Below are 16,154 nucleotides of genomic sequence, written 5' to 3' on the forward strand. Positions count from 1 at the left end.
TCCGTCTTCAGCAGGGCGATCTTGTACTTCATCCGCAACCTCCGCCTCCTACCTTAGCGCACGCTACCGCCGTTCGCCTAAAGGCTCGCGCTCAGCGGCTCAGCGGCCGGGCTGCGAGCATCGCGAGCACCCGGTCCGCTAGGAGGAGCGCCGGTTAGCCGCACGGGTGACGCAACCTGTACGCATCGCTGCGATGTCGGACGGCGCTGATATCCACCATTCGTACGTTGTCGTCGATCGAATAAATCACGCGGTACTCCCGATGCGAATTCTCCAAAGGTTCTCGCTCCTTGGAGCTCGACGCATCCTCGGGGTTTGGAATTCGACGCCAGACCTTCGATACGCGCGATGACCCATCGCCCACTCCGGTCTCAAGCCGTTCGAGCTCCGGGCGACCCGACCGCGCAACGGAGTACTCAACCACGCCAGCGACGCCGACGGCCCAATAGACGCTTCTTCACCGCCTCCAGCGATTCCCGAGGCTCGGACGCGCGCTGCTTAGCCAGCGTGCGGTCGTAGAAGTCTTCCCGCAGACGGCCCTGCTTCTTGAGATCGATCTGAACGCCGTCTTGCGACCTGAGTTGTCGACCACGAACTGAACACCCTTCACCATTGCCCGTCAGCCTCGCGTGTGTTGGCGACTACGGTGCCAGGCACACTGGATGAACACGGAAGCCGTCCGACGACAAGAGGCCGGAGAGCCGCTGATTATCGCCCGCCGGATCTGCATGCGCCCAGCCGACGACGATCGCGATCCAGCCGCCGCGCAGGCCGGAGCTTCGCTCAGAGATGGCGGCCGCCCAACGTTTGTCTCGCGCGAAATCCTCAGGCTTTGATGGTAGCAGATCCGACCACATAATTCTCGAAACGCGATCGATCAGCTCCTTCTTGGACTTGAGTTCTGGCCGGGGGTCGGCGCTGCCCATGTACTCGCGCATCGTACGGCTACAAGGCGTAACGAGCCGCTCAAGCAAGTTGCGCGCGAGGCGCTTCGGGAACTCGTCAGCGTCCGCTCCGTATCGGCGTCTGAGGTCCGCCTCCTGAAAACCCATTTCTAACCACAGTCGATCAACGCTTGGGAACCGGTTCATATGGCCATCTCCCTCCCATGCGAGCGCAAGAGAAAGCTCACGACGGTCTTCGCCGCCGAGGAAACTCCAACGCGATCCGAGTTCCTTTTCTATCCAGGGTCGCCACTCGGCGAGGCGCTCAAAGACGGACTTCTCCCATTCGACTGCAATGAAGTCGGGCGCTGTTTCTTGCTTGGCGAGTTCCTCGAGTACAAAACTAGTCCAGCCAGTCGGCCACGAACACGTTGTACTCCCGAGAGGCGGAAGCGCCGCGGTTCGAGCAGAAGACGAGCCGGGCCCCGTCGCGCGAAAACATGGGAAAGGCCGCGAACGACTCGGCGAAGGTCACGCGCTCGAGCCCGGTGCCATCGCGGCGGACGAGGTAGAGCGCGAAGTTGAACCGGCCGGGATCGTGGACATTCGACGCGAAGACGATCCGCTCGCCGTCGGGATGGAGGAACGGCGCCCAGTTGGCGGCGCCGTTGGCCGTCACCTGTCGCGAGCCCGTCCCGTCGGCGTGCATCGCGAACAGCTCGGCGCGGAGCGGCCGCACCAGACCGCGCCGGAGATCCTCGCGGTACTCCGCGAGAACCGCCGGATCGGAGGGGTGCCACCCGCGCCAGACGATCTGGCGTCCGTCCCAGGAGAAGAATGGGCCGCCGTCGTAGCCCGGTCGGTCGGTGAGGCGCCGCACGTCCCCGCCGTCGGCCTCGCAGACGTAGAGGTCGAGGTCGCCCTCGCGGAGCGACGTGAAGACGACGCGCCGTCCATCGGGCGAGACCGCGCCTTCGGCGTCGTAACCAGGGTTGGCAACGATCCGCCGAAGGTCACTGCCGTCGGGAGCGCAGGTGAAGAGGTCGTAGTCGTAGAGCGGCCAGACGTAGCCGCGCGAGCGGTCCGGCGGCGGCGGGCAGTCGGGGTCAGCCAGGTGGGTCGAGGCGTAGAGGATCCGCCGGCCGTCAGGAAAGAAGTAGGCGCATGTGGTCCGGCCCTTGCCGGTCGAGACGAGGCGGACCTGGCGGCCGTCCGCCCGCATGGTGAAGATCTGGTCGCAGCCGAACGGCGGCCGGGTGGACTGGAACACGAGCTGCTCGCCGGTCCAGTCGAAATAGGCCTCGGCGTTCTGGCCGCCGAAGGTGAGCTGCCGGAGCCCGGCGAGGTGGCGCTCGCGGGGGTCCCGGGCCGGCGCCCCCTGCGCCCGGGCGCGCCGGGCGGCCACGTGCTCCCGGACCGCGGCCGCGGCCCCGGCGAGTCCGAGCCGCAGGAGGGTGCGCCGGTCCAGCGCCCGGTCGAGCACCGCGCCCTCACCTCCGCTGCTCTAGCGTGGCCTGCACGGTATGCTCGACGCCTTCGCGCACGTAGGTCACCTCGATCGTGTCGCCGGGCCGCCGGCTGCGAAGGGCGAACGTGAGGTCGTCGAGCGTTCGCACGGTGACCCCCGCAAAGCGGACGATCATGTCGCCGGTCCGGAGCCCGGCACGGTCGGCCGGGCTGCCGGTGCGCACCCCGCCGAGCCGCACGCCAGGCGCCGGCTGCTCGGCAAAATCCGGGACGACGCCGAAGAACGGGCCGTAGCCTCCGCCGCTCACTGGCGGAGCAGCCGCCGGAACACGGACGAAGGTCAGCCGGTCGTCCCGGTCGGCCAGCGCGCGCACGGTTCGGTGGGCGACGGCCACGACTTTGCGGAGACCGTCGGCGTTGACCTTGTCCCAGGTGTCGCTCGGCCGATGGTAGTCGGGGTGAGTCCCGGTGAAGAAGAAGACGACCGGTCGCTCCCGGTTGTGGAAGGCGGTGTGATCCGAGGGCCCGACCCCGTCGCCGCGCAGGAGGAGCTTCACCTCGAGCCCGACCGCCGCCTGCTCGACGAGCGCGCGCAGCCCCTGGCCGGTGTCCACGCCCATCGCGTAAAGCTGGTTGTCGCGCATCCGCCCGACGCTGTCGAGGTTCACCATCGCGACCGTGTGCTCGATCGGCACCGGCGGGTGGCCGACGTAGTGGCTCGACCCGAGCAGCCCGAGCTCCTCGCCCGAGAAGGCCGCGAAGACGAGGCTCCGGCGCGTGCCGCCCCGGGCGAAGGCCTCGGCCAGCCCCATCACCGCGGCGGTTCCGGAGGCGTTGTCGTCGGCGCCGGGGTGAACCTCGTCCGCCTGGGCCGGAGCGAGCGAAAACGGGCTCCCGCGGCCCAGGTGATCGTAGTGGGCGCCGATCACGACGGCCTCCTCGCGCAGGGCGGGATCCGTTCCGGGCAGGAAGCCGAGGACGTTGGCCGTCTCGCCCTGCTCGCGGACGAGCGCGACGCGGACCCGCGCGGACACGCCTGGGACCGGGCGTGATCGTGGCGTCAGCGACCGGTCGATGTCGGCGTGCAGCCCCGCGAGGCTCTGGCCCGCCGGCGCCAGCATCGCGCTCGCCACCGCCCGCGTCGCGCTGACGGCCAGGAGACCCCAGGCCGGCGTCGTGCCGCGAATCGGCTGGGGGCTGTCCTGGGATCGTCCCGGGTTCTCGACGATCGCGATCGCGGCCGCACCATGCTCGCGGGCGTTCAGCACCTTGTGGCGGAGCTCGGTGTAATGGAAGTGTTCGGCTGGCCGGAAGGGGCCGTGGGGGTTCCGTTCCTGCGGCTCGCCGGTCATCACGAGGACGACCTTGCCCCGGACCTCCACCCCGGCGTAGTCGTCGTAGCCGAGCGGCGGAGCGGTGATTCCGTAGCCGGCGAAGACGAGATCTCCCCGGGCCTCTCCGTCGTCGGAGAAGGTGAAGGGGAGAACGTCGCGTGAGGGCGCGAAGCCGCGCGGCGGGCGCCCGGGGACCGAGACCTCCACGAGGTTCCCGTGGCCCAGCCGGACGCCCGTCAGCACCCGGAAGCGCTGGAAGTATGTGCCGCCGTCCCCGAGCGGCCGAAGACCGATCCGCCGGAAGTGGTCGGCGATGTAGCTCGCGGCGCGGTCCGCCCCGGGTGTGCCGGCGGCGCGGCCTTCCATCGTGGGCCCGGACAGCTCCCGCACCCAGCCGAGGAGACGCGCGGCGTCGGGCAGGGGCTCGGTGGCCGCCCCGGCGACCGCCCACCAGGCGGCCGCGAGCGCCAGAACGGCCGAGAGCCCGCGTCGGCGGAGCATCAGCGGGGGAGGTGGATCGCCCTGAACCCCTCGGCGTAGGTGTAGCCCTGCGGCTTCCCGACGTCGGCGGCCCGCTCGCGCACCAGCCCTTCGACGGCGGCGAAGTCCTTGAGCTGGCTCGCGTGGCAGCGGAGGGCGGCGAGCTTCCGGTCCATCGTCTCGGTAATGTCGACGATGGTATCCGGCTCGGTGTAGCCCATCAGGTAGACCTCACGCACTTTGTGGGGCTGGAAGCCTTCCTGGAGGAGCTCCGGGAAATGCAGCCGGTCCCGGGCGTACGGATAGACGGCGTCCAGCGCGAGCCGCCCGGCGTGGCGGTGGTCACGGTGCCCCCCGTAGGGGTTGAGGGTCGGATACGGGTTCTGGGTCACGAGCCGGTCCGGCCGGAAGCGCCGGATGGCCCGCACGACGTCGCGCCGCGCGTCCCGGGTATCCTCGAGCTCGCCGTCCGGGTAGCCCAGGAAGACGAGATCCTTCACGCCGAGCGTGCGGGCGGCCGCTCGTTGCTCCTCCTCCCGGATGACCGCCAGGCGCTCCGGGGTCATGTCGGGGTCGTTCGAGCCCCTGTTCCCGTTCGTGGCGATGCAGTAGAAGACCTCGACCCCGTCGCCACCCCACCGGGCGACGCTGCCCGCGCAGCCGAACTCGGCGTCGTCGGGGTGTGCGACGACGACCAGCACCCGCCGAACCTCCGTCATGGTCCCTCCTCGTGTGGCGAGCCGCCCGGGCGGCCTTCGCCCGGGCCCTTTTGCCCCGCGCCCGCTCCACTTTACCACGTCGTCCCAAATGATATTTTCGATTGACCGAACTATAACAACGGTTTATGATTTTCCTCGACGCCTGTTTGGGGGGACCGACCGAGACCATGAAAAAGGCAAAGTCCGATTACCTGATCCAGTCGGTCAGCCGTGCCTTGGACATCTTCGAGGCCTTCACGATCGGCCAGGAGGAGCTCGGGGTCACCGAGCTTTCCCGGAAGCTCAAGCTTCACAAGAACAACGTGTTTCGCCTTCTGGCGACCCTCGAGACCCGCGGATACGTCGAGCAGGACAAGACCACCGGCAATTACCAGCTGGGAATGAAGATCTTCGAGGTGGCGAGCGTGTTCCTGCACCAACTCGGGCTGGCCAAGCAGGCGCGCGGGGTTCTGGAGCAGCTCGCCGCCGAGACGCGGGAAACCACGTACCTGGCGGTCCTCGAGGTCCCCTGGGTCGTGTGCCTCGACATGGTCGAGACTCCCCGGGCGGTCCGGGTCACATCCCAGCTCGGCCGGCGGCTGCCGGCCCACGCCGCTGCGCTCGGGAAGGCGCAGCTGGCGTTCCGCCCCCACGACGAGCTCGAGCTGCTCTGGAAACAGCACGAGCCGATCGGGGTCACCAGCCGGACGCTGACGGATCTGGGCCGACTCGGCGAGGAGCTGCGACGAGTGGCCGAGCAGGAGGTCGCCTTCGAGGACGAGGAGCTCGAGCCCGACGTCCGCAGCGTAGCGGCTCCCATTCGTGACTATGCCAAGCGGGTCGTCGGTGCGATCGGCGTCACCGGGCCGGCGTTCCGGCTTCCGCTCGAGCGCCTCCAGGAGGAGCTGGCGCCGCGCGTCAAAGGCGCCGCGCATCAGGTCTCGAAGCGCCTCGGCTATACCGTGATCCCGGGCTGAGCCGGGTGCCACCGACGTTACTCCGCGCCCGGTGATCCGGCCTTCCCGCCGAGACATCGTCAGCCCGCGCGACCGCCTCCGCCGCCATCGCCGGCGAGCGTTGCTCGCCACGCTGGGGCTGGTGGCCTCGCTGAGCGGCGTCGGCGGGCTTCTCGCGGCCCCCCATGAGCTCGCGTCGGTCCGCCTGGCCGGGGTCAGCCTCGCCTGGTGGGCAACGCTGGCGGCATACGGCGCCGGGCTGGTCGTCCTTACCTTCCGCCCGCGCGCCCATGACCGCCACCGCGAGCCGGGATAGAGCGTGGCGCTCGGCGGTGCCCTTCGCCTCGCCGCGGTGTGGCTCTCTCCCCCGGTCCTCCTCGCCGTCGGCCCGTCGCTCCTCACGGACGGCAGCCGGGGGCTCTGGCCTCTGCTGGTCCTCGCTGGCGGGGCGGTCCTGGTGGTCACGGTGCTCGCTGCCCCGTGGATCCGGCTCCCGCCGACCGCGGTCACCGTGGTCGATCTGGCGCGCCACCGCTTCGGGGATGAGCCGGCACTCCGTCTCCTCGTGCTCGCCAGCGCCGGGTCGGCTCTGCTGTTCTTGTGGGCCGAGCTGGCGGCTGGCCGCGAGCTCGCGGAGACCGCGGGCTGGTCTCCGCCCGGGACGATCGGAGTGGCGGCGATCGCCCTCGCGCTGTTCGCGTGGCGGGAGGATGTCGCCAGGACCGTAGCGGCGATCGGAGGCGGCCTGGTTCTCGTCGGGCTCGTGGTCCCTCTGGGGATCGTCCTGGTGGCCACCGGCCCTGCCTGGCCACGGGTCTGGGCCGAGGTTGCCTCGCGCTCGCGCGCCGTCTTCTCGGGCGACGGGATCTGGGTGCGCGAGGGACGTGCCCTCTGGGGGCCCGGGGCTGAGCTCACGGTGGAGGTCAAGGAAGAGCAGCGGGTGACGCTCCTTGGACCAGGCCACGTGCGGGTCATGCTCTGGGAAGGCGGTGGCTGGAGCCGCGCGGTCACGGAGCCCCTCGAGGTGACGCTGCGGCCCGGTGACCGGGTCGTGGTGCCGCGGGGCTTCCCTGTCCGGTTCCAGGCGGGCCGGCCCATTCCGGGGGCACCGAGCGGGCTGGACTGGCTGGAGCCACCCGGCCGGCGAACGGACTGGCGAGCGCTGGCCGGGCTGGGCGTCACGGTGCTGGTGGGGGCCCTGGGTCTCGCCCCGGTCCACGCGGCGCTTCCCGCGGGCCGCCCGACGGGCGACCGCGCCGCGGGGCTGGCCGCCCTGTTTGTCACGCTCGGCCTGGTCGCGGCCATGGCGTGGAGCCTCTATGCGGCCTGGCTCGTTCCGGAGATCTATACGGGCGGGATCGCCGGGAGCGAGATTTACGAGCTCCCGACCAGCGTGCCGGCACTCGGGGGGCTGGGGATGGCCCTGAGGTACGCGACGCTCTTCGGGCTCGCGGGCGGAGGCGCCGCGGCGGCCCTGGCCACGCTCGCCGCCGTGCGGCGTGACCTTGACGGGGGCAATCGGCAGGGCCGGGGCCACGGGCTCGCGACAACCGCCGCCGCGCTCGCGACGACCGGCCTCCTGGCCGTGTTTCTGCCGGCATCTCCATGGCGGCTCTTCGAGGCCGCGCTCGGCCTGGCAGCCGCCGGGGGCGCGCCCGCCGCCATCCTGGCGTGCTGGCGCGAGCGGCTTTCCCCCCGCGCGCTGGCCCTGGGCGCCGGCGTCGGCGTCGTCGTCTACGGGATGCTGACGCTGGTCGCGCTCGCCGGCCTGGACGTCCCCCCCGGCACCCGGTGGCTCCGCTGGCTTGCCGCGTGGCCGGCGCTCGTCGCCATGCCGGTCAACGCGGCCGTGGTCTGGCTCCTCTCGTCCGCGCCGCGCCCATCTCGACGTAGCCCGCTTCCACCCGGCTTCGCCGACCTGCACGACTGAGCGACGCGGATGAGCCGAGCCGGCTCCGCCCGCCTTGACCCCAACCGGACGGCCGGGCTAGGCTTGGCGAGTCCTCCGACCGCGGCGCTGGGAATGCATGGTGCTCGCCATGGCGACGACGTCATCGTTGGCGCCGGCTCGTCCGGCGCCGTCCTGGCCGCGCGGCTGTCCGAGGATGCCCGTCGGAGAGTGCTGCTCCTGGAGCCGGACCCCACCAACCTGACCTGCATCATGATCGGCGAGCGCGTGGCGGACTGGCGCTCAACGGCTGGACTCCCGACACCACCCATGGAGGATGACCCATGACGATTGACGGTTACACGAAGGCCGTTCTCACGGTGATTGCGGCAGCCCTCACCGGCATCGCCCTCAATCTCTTGATAACCCCGGCACGCTGGGCACCGGCCATCCTCCCTCAGGCCGCCGAGGCTCAGGCGCGGAACTGCGTCTCGATCTCTCGAGAGCCCGCGCCCGAGGCCTGGGGCAAGCTGGCAGCCGTGACCCGAGCGTACTTGGTGTTTGAAACCAAAGACGTCATTCGCCTGGCGAGCATCTCGGCGTACCAAGCGGCGACCCCCGAAGCAGGAACGCCGACGGGGTGCAAGCTGATCGAGATCAAGCGAAGCCCGTAACGCGAGGCGGCCGCAAGGTCCTGGAGGCCCACGGCCAATCCCACGAGCCCGTCCCGCCCGCAGGATCGCTCGGGAGGGCGGGGGCGCCTCTGCCAGGTCTTGCACGCGGCGTGCTCTTCGGCAACAATAACCACGTTCCGCCCATGGCCAGCGATCGGATCGTCATTCGGGGCGCCCGCGAGCACAACCTCAAGAACATCGACCTCGAGATCCCCCGCGACCGACTCGTCGTCATCACGGGCCTGTCCGGCTCGGGGAAGTCCTCGCTGGCGTTCGACACCATCTACGCCGAGGGACAGCGCCGCTACGTCGAGAGCCTGTCCGCCTATGCCCGGCAGTTTCTCGAGCAGATGGAGAAGCCCGACGTCGACTCCATCGAGGGCCTCTCTCCGGCCATCTCGATCGAGCAAAGGACGACCTCGAAGAACCCGCGGTCGACCGTGGGCACGGTGACCGAGATCTACGATTACCTGCGCGTCCTCTACGCCCGGGTGGGCGTTCCTCACTGCCCCCGGTGCGGCCAGGTCATCGCGGCCCAGACGGTTCAGCAGATGGTGGACCGGGTGCTGACGCTCTCGGCCGGAACCCGGATCGTCGTGCTGGCCCCCGTCGTGCGGGGCCGGAAGGGCGAGTACCGGAAGCTCTTCTACGACTTGCGTCGCCAGGGATACAGCCGCGTCCGGGTCAACGGGACGGTGCGCGAGCTCTCCGAGGAGATCGAGCTCGACAAGAATCGGAAGCACACGATCGAGGTCGTGGTGGATCGGCTGGTCGTGAAGGAGTCGATCGCCCCCCGCCTGGCCGACTCCCTGGAGACGTGCCTCAAGTTGGCCGAGGGTGTGGTGGTGGTCGAGATGGCCGACGGGGGTGAGGCCTTCGTCTTCTCCGAGCGCCTGGCCTGCGCCCGTTGCGGCGTATCGTTCCCCGAGATCTCGCCGCGCATGTTCTCGTTCAACAACCCTTACGGCGCCTGCCTCGAGTGCGGCGGCTTGGGCACCCGCTTCGAGATCGACCCCGACCTGGTGGCGCCCGATCCGCGGAAATCGCTGAAGGAGGGGGCACTGGCGCCCTGGGCGGGTCGGGAGTCCGTCTTTTTCAAGCAGACGCTCGAGGTGCTGGCCCGCCGGCGGCGATTCAGCCTGGGAAAGCCCTGGGGGGACCTGTCCAAGGCCACGCGCCAGCTCATCCTGCACGGAGCGGGCGAGGAGGGCGGGTTCGAGGGCGTGGTCGGCGTGCTCGCTCGCCGGTACAAGGAGACGACCTCCGAAGAGATCCGGCTCGAGATCGAGCGTTTCATGTCCGAGCGACCCTGCCCGGTCTGCAAGGGGGGACGGCTCCGGCCGGAGAGCCTGGCCGTGCGGGTCGCCGGGCGCGCGATCCAGGAGCTCTGCGCGCTCACCATCAAGGACGCGGCACGCTTCTTCGAGACCCTGAACCTCGGCGAGCGCGAGCTGGCCATCGCGCGGCGGGTCCTCAAGGAGGTCCGCGAGCGGCTCGGTTTCCTCCAGAATGTCGGGCTCGACTACCTGACCCTCGACCGGGCGGCGGGGACGCTTTCGGGCGGAGAGGGCCAGCGGATCCGGCTGGCGACCCAGATCGGCTCCAGCCTGGTCGGGGTGCTCTACATCCTCGATGAGCCCTCCATCGGCCTCCACCAGCGGGACAACCGCCGGCTCCTCGACACCCTCCTCAGGCTCCGCGATCTCGGCAACACGGTACTGGTCGTCGAGCACGACGAGGAGACGATCCGATCGGCCGATCACGTCATCGACCTCGGCCCCGGCGCCGGCGAGCTGGGCGGCTACGTCGTGGCGACGGGGACGCCCGCCGAGATCATGGCCGACCCGAAGTCCCTCACCGGACGGTACCTGGTCGGTGAGCTGTCGATCCCCCTGCCGCTCATCCGGCGCCCGGGAACCGGCAAGAGCCTCACCGTGCACGGGGCGCGCGAGCACAACCTGAAGAGGATGCCGATCCGGATCCCCCTCGGCACCTTCATGTGCATCACCGGAGTGTCCGGCTCGGGGAAGTCCACACTGGTCAACGACATCCTGTACCGCGCGCTGGCTCAGGTGTTCCACCGGGCCCAGGAGAAGCCGGGCGCCCACGATCGGATCGAAGGGCTCCAGCACCTCGACAAGGTCATCAACATCGATCAGTCCCCGATCGGGCGGACGCCCCGCTCCAATCCGGCAACGTACACCGGGGTGTTCACGTTCATCCGCTCGCTGTTCGCCCGCACCCTCGACGCCCGGGCCCGGGGCTATCAACCCGGCCGCTTCTCCTTCAACGTCAAAGGGGGGCGCTGCGAAGCGTGTCAGGGCGATGGGCTCGTCAAGATCGAGATGCACTTCCTCCCCGATGTCTATGTGACGTGCGAGGTGTGCAAGGGGAAACGCTATAACCGCGAGACCCTCGAGATCCGGTACAAGGGGCGGAACATCGCCGAGGTTCTCGAGATGACGGTGCGAGAGGCGCTGGTCTTTTTCGAGGCCGTGCCGCCGATCAAGCAGAAGCTCCAGACTCTCCACGACGTCGGCCTGGACTACATCCGCCTCGGCCAGCCGGCCACCACGCTCTCCGGGGGCGAGGCCCAGCGGGTCAAGCTGTCGGCCGAGCTGTCGCGCCGGGCGACCGGGCGGACCCTCTACATCCTGGACGAGCCGACCACCGGCCTGCACTTCGCGGATATCCAGCGGCTCCTCGACGTCTTGAACCAGCTGGTGGACCAGGGGAACACCGTGGTGGTGATCGAGCACAACCTCGACGTGATCAAGACTGCCGACCACATCGTCGATCTCGGTCCCGAGGGCGGCGACGAGGGCGGTCGTGTCGTGGCCACCGGGACACCCGAGGACGTCGCTGACCAGGCGGACCGGTCCTACACGGGGCGGTTCCTGGGCCGGGTTCTGGCAGCCCGATGAGGCGGCCCGGGCCGATGCGCGTCGCCCCGCGTCGTCCTCGGTCGTCGGCGGGCCTCAACGTATGCGGCATACGCCTCGGCCCGCCTCCTCCCTGCGTCCTAGCGGGGCTCGCGCCTCGGCCCGGTTCCACCGGGCGAACGTTGGGCTCTGGGCACTACCCTGGCAGCCCGATGAGGCGGCCCGGGCCGATGCGCGTCGCCTGCCGCCGTGTGGCCCGATGAGTTGGCTCGGGCCTCTCTCCGCGCTCGCCTTGGCTGCGGTCGTCCTCGGACTCGCGCTGGGCGTCGGGGGACGCGTGGCGTCGGTCGCGGCCCAGTCGTCCGAGGACGAGGAGGCGCTGAAGCGCGAAGCCTACGTACCGCACCCGGAGTTCCACCCCTTCCCGGATCAGGAGCAGCTGGCCGTCGAAGCGGTCACGCTCATCCGGGTCCGGCGGTCCGAGCAGAGCGAGGCGCTGGTGGCACGGGAAGAGAGTGGCTGGGAGCACGTCGTCCTGGAGGGCTACCGTCTCACCTTCTACAACCAGCCCCGCCAGCCCCTCCGCCGGGGCTCCGGCCGGCACGTCATCGTCCAGGACTGGTCGGGCGGTGCGCATTGCTGCTTCGATTACTACGTCCTCCACGTCCAGGGCGTGCAGGTGCGGCGGGAAGGGCTGATCCGGGGGGGAGACTGTAGCCTCCGCGTCGCCGACCTCGATCAGGATGGGAACCTGGAGCTGATCGCCTGCGACGCCCGATTCGCCTACGCGTTCGACCTGCCCTTCGCGGACTCGCCGCTGATCCCGCTCGTCTACGCGTTCCGGGACAAGGGTTACCTGGCCGACAATCGCCGATACCCCCAGGTCTTCCGCTTCCGCATCGCCCAGGAGCGCCGCCGCCTGGCCGAGGCCCAGCAGTCCGGCGACAGTCGCGGGGCTCGGCGGGCGGTCATCAGCCTGCTGCTCCACATGCTCTACGCGGGACGCGTGACCGAGGCGTGGTGCACGTTCGAGCGGTCCTACCGGTGGGCCGACCGGGCGGCCGTCCGGCAGGAGGTGCTGGACGGCCTCAAGAAGGCGCCGGATCCCGACGATCCCCGGGTGCCTCCCGTCGATCTGAGCTACGCGCTGGCAACGCCGGGCCGCTGCACCTGAGGCGGCCCGGGCCGGGGCCCGTCGCATCTCGGCGTCCTCGGCCGGACCGGCTGGGTCGCCGGCCGACCGCCGGCTGACGGCTCCTCGCCTCCTGTGCTAGGATTCGTATACCGCGCTTGACCCCCGCTCACCTCCCGAGGAGGCGAAATGGCCATCGACATCTCCCGCATCCGCAACATCGGCTTCGTCGGACACGGCGGTGTCGGCAAGACGTCGCTGGTCGAGGCGATCCTCTTCCGGAACGGCATGACCAATCGGCTCGGCCGGGTCGATGATGGGACCGCCACCACGGACTTCGACCCCGAGGAGGTCAAGCGCAAGATCTCGATCAATACCGCGGTGGCGTTCTGTGATTACAAGGACCACCGATTCCATCTCGTCGACATGCCGGGGTACGGCGATTTCATCGCGGAGGCGCGGGCCGGGCTCCGGGTCGTGGAGGGCGCGGTGATCGTCGTCGACGCGGTGGCCGGGGTCGAGGTTCAGACGGAGAAGGTCTCCAAGTTTGCCCAGGAGTACGGGCTGCCGCGGCTCTGCTTCGTCAACCGCATGGACCGCGAGCGCGCCGACTTCGGCCGGGCGTTCGAGTCCATCCAGCGCCGCCTCAAGGGCCGCTTCGTGCCGCTCCAGGTGCCGGTGGGGCAGGAGGCGGGTTTCCGGGGGGTGGTCGACGTCGTGCGAATGAAGGCCCACGTGCTGAGCGACGGCAAGATCGCGGAGGTGGACATCCCCGCGGACCTGGCAGCCTCGGCGCGCGAATACCGGGAGAAGCTGGTGGAGGCGGTCGCCGAGACCGATGACGACCTCCTGGCGCGGTACCTCGACGAGGGGAGCCTCGGCGAGGAAGAGGTGATCAAGGCGCTCCGGGCGGCCATCGGCGCCGGCAAGCTCGTGCCCGTGCTCTGCGGCTCGGCGGCGAAGACGCTCGGCGTCCGTTCGCTGCTCGAGCTGGTCATCGACTCCTTCCCGTCGCCAGCGGACCGCGGGGCGATCGAGGGGACCGATCCGCGCACCAAGGAGCCGGTCACGCGGGCGCCGAGCGTGAAGGAGCCGTTCTCCGCGCTCGTGTTCAAGACCTTCACGGACCCGCACGTCGGCAAGCTGACCCTCTTCCGCGTCTTCTCCGGCACCCTGAGCGGCAACTCGCAGGTGTACAACGCCTCGCGGGAGGCGCGAGAGCGGGTGGGACAGGTCGCCTTGATGCAGGGCAAGGAGCAGCGTGGCGTGGACGTCCTCGGCTCCGGTGAGATCGGCGTCGTGGCCAAGCTGAAGGAGACTCTCACCGGGGACACGCTCGCCACCGAGGCGGCCCCGGTGGTCTTTCCCGCCATCGCGTTCCCGGAGCCTGCCATCTCCTTCGCCCTGCAGCCCAAGGCCAAGGGCGACGAGGACAAGATCTCCAACGCGCTGGCCCGTCTGGCCGAGGAGGACCCCACCCTCCGCTACCATTACGATCCCGAGACCAGGCAGCTCCTCATCTCGGGGGTCGGGCAGCTGCACATCGAGGTCACCCTCGAGCGCATGAAGCGGAAGTTCAACGCCGAGGTCAATCTCCTGCCGCCGCGCATTCCGTACAAGGAAACGGTCAGGGGTCGGGCTCAGGTCCAGGGCCGCCACAAGAAGCAGACCGGGGGCCGCGGGCAGTTCGGCGACTGCTGGATCGAGATCGAGCCGCTGCCCCGCGGAAGCGGGTTCGAGTTCGTCGACAAGATCTTCGGCGGCTCCATTCCGCGAAACTTCATCCCCTCGGTGGAGAAGGGTGTCCGCGCCCGGCTCGAGCGCGGGGTGCTGGCCGGCTATCCGGTCGTCGACGTCCGGGTGACGCTCTACGACGGTTCGTACCATAGCGTCGACTCGTCGGACATCGCCTTCCAGCTCGCCGGGCAGGTCGCCGCCGAGAAGGCCGTGCAGGAGGCCAAGCCCACCCTGCTGGAGCCGATCATGAACGTCGAGGTCACCGTGCCGTCCGACCTGGCGGGAGACGTGATCGGCGACCTGAACAGCCGCCGCGGGAGGATCGCGGGGATGGAGCCGAGCGGCGAGACGACGGCGGTGCGCGCCCAGGTGCCGCTCAGCGAGATGCTCAACTACGAGCCGAACCTCCGCTCGATGTCGGGCGGCCGCGGCAGCTATTCGATGGAGTTCTCCCACTACGAGGAGCTGCCGGGGATGCTCGCCGAGAAGGTGGTGGCCGAGGCCAAGAAGGAGCGGGAGGCCAAGGCCGCGGAAAAGCACTGACCCCGCGCCTGCCCGCGGCGGCCCGGTGAGCTACGGCGGCCCGCGCCTCGGGCCGTTCGGGGCCGGCGGGCCCGGTCCGACCGTCTCTCGCACCTTCGCGATGAGGCGGGTCAGGCGAACCGGCTTCTCGAGCCGGCCGACGATGTTGAGGCCGGCCTCGGTGATCGGCCGGTCCGGATCGTCCAGGTAGGCGGACACGATCAGGATCGGGATCCGGCTCCAGTGCGGGTGATCGCGCACGGTGTCCAGGAATCCCCACCCGGACAGGCGCGGCATGTTCAGGTCGAGAAGGATGAGGTCGGGGAAGAGGTCCCGGATCAGCTCCAGCGCCGCCATGCCGTCCTCCGACCCCACCACGGCGTAACCCGCGGACGTCAGCGCCTCGGTCCACACCGCGCGGATCCGGGCGTCGTCGTCGACGACGAGGACCCACTTCCGCGGGACGGTACGTGCCTCCGGTAGCACGATCAGGAACACTACGGAGGGGCGGCACCGGTGTCAAGTCCGGCCCCCCACGGCGCGCTCCGGGCAAGCCGGCGGGCGCATTTCCCCTTGACACCGCCGATCCCGGCCCCCGATAGTCGGCGCGGGGGCGCCTGCCTCCGGAGGACGGCCGCCATGCCCGAACCCGACGACGAGCTGATCGCCGAGACTGCCAAGACCCTCTATGTCCGCGCGCTGAAAGTCCTGCCGCCGGACGTGAAAGGCGCGCTGGCGCGGGCCCACGCCCGGGAGACCCATCCGCGAGCGCGCGAGATCCTCGGCACCATGCTCCGGAACATCGACGTCGCCGAGACGCATGGGCTCCTGGTCTGCCAGGACACGGGAACGCCGGTCTTCAAGGTTCGCGTCGGCCGCGCCTTCCCCTTCGACCGGCTGGGAGGCCACGCCATCGCCGAGGCGCTGGCCGAAGGCGTGCGCCGGGCCACGGTAGAGCATCCCCTCCGCTCCAGCATCTGCCATCCGCTCACCCGGGAGAACCCGCAGACCAATACCGGCTGGCGGATTCCGGCCATCGACTGGACGTTTCTGCCGGATGGCGACACGCTGGAGCTGGCCATGATGCCCAAGGGGTCGGGCTCGGAGAACATGTCGTTTCTCCGGATGCTGCCGCCCGCCGCCGGCGTCGCCGGGATCAAGCGGTTCGTCCTCGAATGCGTCCTCGAGGGAGGCGGGAAGCCGTGCCCACCCACGATCGTCGGGGTCGGGATCGGCGGGACCGCCGACCTGTGCATGAAGCTCGCCAAGGAGGCGATCTGGCGCCCGGTCGGCGAGTCCAACCCCGACCCGGACCTGGCGAAGCTGGAGGCCGAGCTCCTCGAGGCCATCAACATGTCGGGCCTCGGCCCCATGGGGCTCGGCGGGGATACCACGGCGCTGGCCGTGATGGTCGAGGCCGCCTACACGCACATCACCCAGAACCCGGTGGCGGTGACGCTCCAGTGCTGGCGGGGCGAGCGCGCCTCCGCCCGGATCCAT

General features: G+C 70.0%; 13 protein-coding genes and 1 pseudogene. 9 read left to right on the forward strand and 5 right to left on the reverse strand.

All coding sequences use genetic code 11. The features are described from left to right. Positions 1-641 precede the first annotated feature (641 nt). The 4 genes from VGW35_21230 to VGW35_21245 all read right to left on the reverse strand — a co-directional run bounded on the left by VGW35_21230 (position 642) and on the right by VGW35_21245 (position 4,884). Complete coding sequence (locus tag VGW35_21230; protein HEV8310195.1) at positions 642-938, reverse strand: hypothetical protein; 297 nt, start codon at positions 936-938, stop codon at positions 642-644. 349 nt (positions 939-1,287) lie between these two features. Then, a complete protein-coding gene (locus tag VGW35_21235) occupies positions 1,288-2,367 on the reverse strand; it encodes a hypothetical protein (protein ID HEV8310196.1) in 1,080 nt (359 codons plus the stop codon). A gap of 7 nt (positions 2,368-2,374) precedes the next feature. Continuing rightward, on the reverse strand, positions 2,375-4,186 hold the full coding sequence (locus VGW35_21240) for a M28 family peptidase (protein HEV8310197.1): 1,812 nt from the start codon (positions 4,184-4,186) through the stop codon (positions 2,375-2,377). Continuing rightward, on the reverse strand, positions 4,186-4,884 hold the full coding sequence (locus VGW35_21245) for a PIG-L deacetylase family protein (protein ID HEV8310198.1): 699 nt from the start codon (positions 4,882-4,884) through the stop codon (positions 4,186-4,188). Before VGW35_21245 ends, VGW35_21240 begins: the two co-directional genes overlap by 1 nt. Positions 4,885-5,051: 167 nt before the next feature. Here VGW35_21245 and VGW35_21250 point away from each other — a divergent pair, with 167 nt between their 5' ends. The 8 genes and pseudogenes from VGW35_21250 to fusA all read left to right on the forward strand — a co-directional run bounded on the left by VGW35_21250 (position 5,052) and on the right by fusA (position 14,675). Further along, the gene (locus VGW35_21250) at positions 5,052-5,840 is read left to right on the forward strand and encodes an IclR family transcriptional regulator (protein HEV8310199.1); all 789 of its coding nucleotides are present in this window, start codon (positions 5,052-5,054) and stop codon (positions 5,838-5,840) included. A 31-nt stretch (positions 5,841-5,871) separates the two neighbouring features. Then, entirely contained in the window at positions 5,872-6,135 is a 264-nt protein-coding gene (locus VGW35_21255) for a hypothetical protein (protein HEV8310200.1), read from the forward strand. Positions 6,136-6,138: 3 nt separating this feature from the next. Then, a complete protein-coding gene (locus VGW35_21260) occupies positions 6,139-7,749 on the forward strand; it encodes a hypothetical protein (protein ID HEV8310201.1) in 1,611 nt (536 codons plus the stop codon). A gap of 93 nt (positions 7,750-7,842) precedes the next feature. Then, positions 7,843-7,953 (forward strand): annotated as a pseudogene (locus tag VGW35_21265) (NAD(P)-binding protein). Positions 7,954-8,051: 98 nt separating this feature from the next. Then, positions 8,052-8,381 carry a hypothetical protein gene (locus tag VGW35_21270; GenBank protein HEV8310202.1) on the forward strand — a complete coding sequence of 110 codons (330 nt, stop codon included), beginning with the start codon at positions 8,052-8,054 and terminating at the stop codon, positions 8,379-8,381. Between the two features lie 143 nt (positions 8,382-8,524). Beyond that, positions 8,525-11,305, forward strand: coding sequence for an excinuclease ABC subunit UvrA (gene uvrA, locus VGW35_21275; protein HEV8310203.1), 2,781 nt, complete (start codon positions 8,525-8,527; stop codon positions 11,303-11,305). A 250-nt stretch (positions 11,306-11,555) separates the two neighbouring features. Next, positions 11,556-12,437: a hypothetical protein gene (locus VGW35_21280; GenBank protein ID HEV8310204.1), complete on the forward strand. Its 882-nt coding sequence runs from the start codon at positions 11,556-11,558 to the stop codon at positions 12,435-12,437. 147 nt (positions 12,438-12,584) lie between these two features. Beyond that, entirely contained in the window at positions 12,585-14,675 is a 2,091-nt protein-coding gene (gene fusA / locus VGW35_21285) for an elongation factor G (protein ID HEV8310205.1), read from the forward strand. A 30-nt stretch (positions 14,676-14,705) separates the two neighbouring features. On the opposite strand, the gene VGW35_21290 is transcribed toward fusA, so the two are convergent. Further along, positions 14,706-15,140 (reverse strand): response regulator, encoded by a 435-nt coding sequence (locus VGW35_21290; GenBank protein ID HEV8310206.1) that lies wholly within the window; start codon positions 15,138-15,140, stop codon positions 14,706-14,708. A 153-nt stretch (positions 15,141-15,293) separates the two neighbouring features. Here VGW35_21290 and VGW35_21295 point away from each other — a divergent pair. Beyond that, a partial coding sequence (locus VGW35_21295) for a fumarate hydratase (protein HEV8310207.1) occupies positions 15,294-16,154 on the forward strand: 861 nt, incomplete at its 3' end.

It is taken from the genome of Candidatus Methylomirabilota bacterium, from assembly GCA_036005065.1.
Lineage (GTDB): Bacteria > Methylomirabilota > Methylomirabilia > Rokubacteriales > DASRDR01 > DASYQW01.